The organism is Nocardia sp. NPDC059764, assembly GCF_042732555.1.
Classification (GTDB): Bacteria; Actinomycetota; Actinomycetes; order Mycobacteriales; family Mycobacteriaceae; genus Nocardia.
In genome coordinates, this window is the sequence record NZ_JBHWHH010000342.1 from 1 (window position 1) to 2,184 (window position 2,184).

Here is a 2,184-nt window from a genome sequence, read left to right on the forward strand (position 1 = left end):
CTGCGCCGATGGTACTGCACTCGACAGGGTGTGGGAGAGTAGGACACCGCCGGAACATCCTTCGCGAAGGCCCCCAGCAATCAGCTGGGGGCCTTCTGCGTATTCTGGTGTTCCCCGGGTATCCCGGAGACATACCCACAGAGAGTTCCCAGCCGAAAGCCAGTCCCGGCTGGATGAGAAAGACAATGATCGACAGCATGGTCCTCGCGCCCGCGCCTCAGCGGCCCGTCACCGCCCGCCGCTTCCGGTGGTCGGCACTCTGGCTCCCCGCCACCTACAGCTACGTGGGTGTGCTGATGGCGGTGGCTGTCGCCCTGACCATGGTGAGCGCTCCCCGTGAGACGCGAATCCTGCTGCACGCGAGCACCAACCTGCACAATCTCACCAACGGCCGGTTCGGCACCTTGTTCTCCAGCGCCTTCCTGGTCGGTGAGGGCGCGGCCACGGCCTTCCTGATCGTCCCCATGCTGGCCTGCCTGCTCGCGTTGGCCGAGCGCAGGCTCGGGGCTGTGAAGCTTGTGCACACGTTCTTCGTCGGCCATATCGGTGCGACCGTGCTGGTCGCACTGGGCCTGTGGGTGGCTGTGCAGTCGCAGCTGGTCCCCGGCAGTATCGCCATGGTCCAGGACGTGGGCGTCAGTTATGGCTCGATGACCGTGGTGGGTGCGCTGGTGGCTGTGCTGCCGCCGCATCGCCGGTGGGTGTGGGCGGGCACCTGGCTGTCTTTCGCGCTGGGCGGCGTGGTGCTGTGGCACACCTTCACCAATGTGGGGCATTTCCTGGCGCTGTGCCTGGGGCTGGGTATCGGGCGGCTGACGATTCGCCGGCAGGGCGGCGTGGTGCGACCCTTGAATGTTCCGGAGTACGTGATGTTGGCGGGTGGCTCGATTTTCGCCTGCCTGATGCTGCTGGGCTGAAGCCCGGTCACTAGACTCGACCGGTGCGCCTTGTGATTGCTCGTTGCCAGGTCGATTACGTTGGCCGTCTGACCGCCCATCTGCCCATGGCTCGTCGTCTGTTGATGATGAAGGCCGACGGTTCGGTGCTGGTCCATTCCGACGGTGGTTCCTACAAGCCGCTCAATTGGATGAGCCCGCCGTGCTGGCTGGAGGAGCGGGAAACCGATTCCGAGACAACCCAACTCTGGGTGGTGGCCAATAAGGCCGGCGAGGAACTCCGGATCACGGTCGAGGACATCGAGCTGGACTCGAAGCACGAGCTGGGTGTGGACCCGGGTCTGGTGAAGGACGGCGTCGAGGCGCACCTGCAGGAGCTGCTGGCCGAGCACATCGAAACCCTCGGCCCCGGGTACACCTTGATCCGCCGCGAATACATGACGGCCATCGGTCCGGTGGACATCCTGTGCCGGGACGCCGACGGCTCCACGGTGGCCGTGGAGATCAAGCGCCGCGGTGAGATCGACGGTGTGGAACAGCTCACCCGCTACCTCGAGCTGCTCAATCGCGATCCCCTGCTGGCCCCCGTGGCGGGCGTGTTCGCGGCCCAGCAGATCAAGCCGCAGGCGAAGACCCTGGCCGCCGACCGCGGTATCCGCTGCCTCACCCTGGATTACGACGCCCTGCGCGGCACCGACTCCAGCGAATTCAGGCTCTTCTAGGCCCATGCCCCGGCGCAAGCCCCGCCCCAAGGATTCGGCGCGATCCCATCGGGATCAGCGCCCCCTGGGCGACGTCTTCGGCCGCACCGAGCACGGCCCCGGCACCGACGAATCCTTCATCGTCCGAACGGTTCCCGGCACCCGGGCCACCAAGCCTTACCGCTGCCCCGGCTGCGACCAAGTCATCCCACCCGGCACCCCGCACATAGTCGCCTGGGCCGAGTACGGCGGCGAGGACGACCGCCGCCACTGGCACACCGGCTGCTGGAAGGGCCGCAACACCCGCACCATCACCCGCCGCTGGTCCTGACTACCCCCGGAGTCCCTGACGCCCCAGAAATCGGGGGAGACCGTTCCCGGCTGCACCCTCGCCCGCCTCGCTATGCTCCCGATCGACGTTCCGACGTTCACAAGGAGTCCGGGATGCGAAGAGGTCGAATCGGTCTGGCGCTGAGTGCTTTTGCCGCGGTGGCTGTGAATCTCGCCGGGAGCCCCCTCGCTTCGGCGGAGTTGATCTACCTGCTCGGTGGTTCGACATCCTGATAACCCTCGGGTGCGCATAAGGA

General features: G+C 66.4%; 3 protein-coding genes. All 3 read left to right on the plus strand.

All coding sequences use genetic code 11. The features are described 5' to 3' along the window. Positions 1-185: 185 nt before the first annotated feature. From ACFV4K_RS35500 to ACFV4K_RS35510, 3 genes are read left to right on the plus strand one after another with little or no spacing between them, the layout of a single operon-like run. Positions 186-917, plus strand: coding sequence for a rhomboid-like protein (locus ACFV4K_RS35500; RefSeq protein WP_379280667.1), 732 nt, complete (start codon positions 186-188; stop codon positions 915-917). Between the two features lie 23 nt (positions 918-940). After that, a complete protein-coding gene (gene nucS, locus ACFV4K_RS35505) occupies positions 941-1,618 on the plus strand; it encodes an endonuclease NucS (RefSeq protein WP_379280668.1) in 678 nt (225 codons plus the stop codon). A 4-nt stretch (positions 1,619-1,622) separates the two neighbouring features. Next, a complete protein-coding gene (locus ACFV4K_RS35510; RefSeq protein ID WP_379280669.1) occupies positions 1,623-1,928 on the plus strand; it encodes an ATP/GTP-binding protein in 306 nt (101 codons plus the stop codon). The last annotated feature ends 256 nt before the right edge of the window (positions 1,929-2,184 follow it).